The organism is Mesorhizobium sp. M5C.F.Ca.IN.020.29.1.1 (assembly GCF_003997375.1).
Taxonomy (GTDB): domain Bacteria; phylum Pseudomonadota; class Alphaproteobacteria; order Rhizobiales; family Rhizobiaceae; genus Mesorhizobium; species Mesorhizobium wenxiniae.
The window spans coordinates 1-2,547 of record NZ_RZSW01000715.1 but is presented as its reverse complement, the minus strand read 5'-3'; the positions used below and the strand labels follow the sequence as shown (position 1 = coordinate 2,547).

3 protein-coding genes are annotated in these 2,547 nt (G+C 60.3%); 1 reads left to right on the top strand and 2 read right to left on the bottom strand.

Going from position 1 to position 2,547, the window contains the following annotated elements:
* Together EOA85_RS32560 and EOA85_RS32555 are read right to left on the bottom strand one after the other, a co-directional pair.
* On the bottom strand, positions 1-516 hold a 516-nt coding region (locus tag EOA85_RS32560; RefSeq protein ID WP_281033822.1), incomplete at its 3' end, for a histidine kinase dimerization/phospho-acceptor domain-containing protein.
* An 8-nt stretch (positions 517-524) separates the two neighbouring features.
* A complete protein-coding gene (locus EOA85_RS32555; protein ID WP_245486223.1) occupies positions 525-1,655 on the bottom strand; it encodes an FIST signal transduction protein in 1,131 nt (376 codons plus the stop codon).
* A 241-nt stretch (positions 1,656-1,896) separates the two neighbouring features.
* Between EOA85_RS32555 and EOA85_RS32550 the strand changes: the two genes are divergently transcribed.
* Complete coding sequence (locus tag EOA85_RS32550; protein ID WP_127212453.1) at positions 1,897-2,316, top strand: nuclear transport factor 2 family protein; 420 nt, start codon at positions 1,897-1,899, stop codon at positions 2,314-2,316.
* Positions 2,317-2,547: the final 231 nt, after the last annotated feature.

The window sequence follows — 2,547 nt, the reverse complement described above, 5'->3', positions numbered from 1 at the left end:
GGCGACCGGCAGGCAATCCGAGCGCAGCGACGAAAACAGCATCTCCAGGCTGACATCGCCGACATCGGGCTGCACGACGCCGGCGTCGAGCTTGGAAATGTCGAGCAGGGTGCGGAGCAGATCCTCCATCGTCTCCAGCGACCGCTCGACCTGCCGGACCAGTTTTTTGCCCTCGTCGCTGGTCTGCACTTCGGCCAGCGCCGAGACGGAGAGATGCGCGGCGTTCAGCGGTTGCAGCACGTCGTGGCTGGCGGCTGCCAAAAACCTGGTCTTGGACAGGTTCGCCAGTTCGGCGTTTTCCTTAGCGGCGCTGAGATCGATGTTGGATTGTTCCAATCTACGCAGCGTTGAGTGCAGTTCCTCGGTGCGCGTACGCACTCGATTCTCGAGCGAAATCGCGGTCTGGAACAGCGAGAACGCGTTGCCCTGCTGGTCCATCGAGCGCTCGACGCGGCTGACAAGGGCTGCGTTGATCTTCTTCAGCCTCTCCAGGTCGTTGATGTTCCTGAGCGGCATAAAACCTCCTACACCGCCGCCTGCCGCTCTCCGAAGGCGATGCCGGTGAAAGTCTGGTTCAGATGCATCGACCGGTACTGTTCGCCATAGGTGCCGAAACCGATGACGTTGTTGACCTTGTAGACTTCCGAAATCTCCCGAAAGACCTGGCGGTTGAGCGCGTCGAGCCTGCGCAGCACGCAGTCGAAACCGAGGATCATGTCGATGCCGCCAAGCCTTTCCTCGACATCCCTGAAGGCGGCACGTGTCGATTCAACCATGTTCTTGGGCTGGGCGATCGAAAGGACGACGCCATCGTCGATGGCGCAGAAGAACGACAGCGAGCCGTCCGCGTGCATCTTCTGGATCGAGCGGCAGTAAAATTCGCCGCCCACTTTCACCACCACGGGGTGCGAGGCAAAACTCAGCGGCGTCAGCATCTGCGGGATGACGCCGACCGAGGCGGCGTATTCCTCCGCGGCATTGGTGGCGTTGAATTCGCGCACGGTGCGGTGATCGGGATCGGATGCGGTCACCACCAGCTTCTCGTCGGTGGGAACGAAATTGTCGGTCTTGAACACGCGGAAAGGAATTTCGGTGGTGATCAGCACGATGATGGCACAGTCGGAGGCAACCTTGCCGTTCGAGATCAGCCGCGTCGTCTCGAATTTCAGATCGTCGCCCGCCGAACCGCCGATCAGTGGAATGTCATCGAGCCCCCAGTGGATCGCGGAGGTCACCGCTTCTTCGGCATAGGACAGCCCGTCGATGAAGCAAAGCGCGAAGGTGGTGTTGGTCCGTTCGTACCCGACGCGACCCTGCAGCGAGCGCCGCAGCGCCCCGACTTCACCGGTGATCCTGTCCATGCCCGACGAAGAGAGACTGTCGACCATAGTGCTTGCGACCGAAAACGATGCTGACGGAAGCAGCAATGCGAGGATCTGGCCTTCCTCCAGACCGCGCGGCGTGATTTCGCCGGCGGTGGAGCAGCCGGCATAGGCAAGTGCCGGCGCGTTGATCTTCAGCGCGTCCGACAGGGCCGCCGCATCGACAAGGCTCTGGGAGAAAAACAGCAGGGCGAAGCCGGCATCGATGGCTGCGGCTTCGGCCGCGACCGCCCGGGTGAACACATTGGCGTCGGGCTCATCCGTGGTGAGCACCGATAGGCCGCATGCATAGCGCGTCCGTGAACTGGCCAGCGGCTTCCTCCTCGATTCCTCCGACGCTCTTTTTGTGCGCGGCTCTTTTTGTGTGCGTTTGGCGCGCCGGCGTCGAAGTCATTGTTGTCTTCAAGTGCTGCTTTGGCAATGAGCCAACACGATGGATTTGAAGTTTCTGCTATCTTTGACGGCATCAGGTTCAAACTTCAAATCCAAAACCACACTGGAGGGAGCGTGATCCATGGAAGCGCAGGTCAGGAAGCTGTTCGAAAGGTACGAGCAGCAACTCGCCGGCGATGCCGACATGGACGAAGTCGCATCGGTCTATGCCTCCGCCTTCATTGCGGCGTCGCCTGCCGGCGTCATGGTCGGGAAGAACGACGACCAACTCAGGCAGGTTATGGAGCAAGGTTATGCTCATTATCGAGCGATCGGCATGAAGGAAATGCGAATACGGGCTGTTCGCGTCTCGCCGATAGACGAGCATCATTGCGTTGCCCACGTCGCCTGGACGTCGTCCTACGCTCGCAAAGACCGACCGGACGTCACGATCGATTTCGACGTCCACTACCTCGTCCAGAAGCTGGGCGGAGAGCCGAAAATATTTGGGTGGGTGTCAGGCGACGAGCAGGAGGTTCTCAGAAAACACGGCGTCGTCTGAATCGGCTTGCCGCGCTAGCCGTTCGTGGCCGCAAGTCGTCATCGCCACAGCGATCGTGGTTTCGCTTTCCTCCGCCGTTCCGGCCTTTGCGTGACCGAAAGTACAATAGGCGGATTTTCGGGCGAACTGCATTCTCACGACTTCGGGATTGCAAGCTGCTTTTTCGGCACGTTATACGGGAGGGGAAGAGCGGCAGCCGGGAGCACTCACGCGGCATCGGCGACAAGAGGA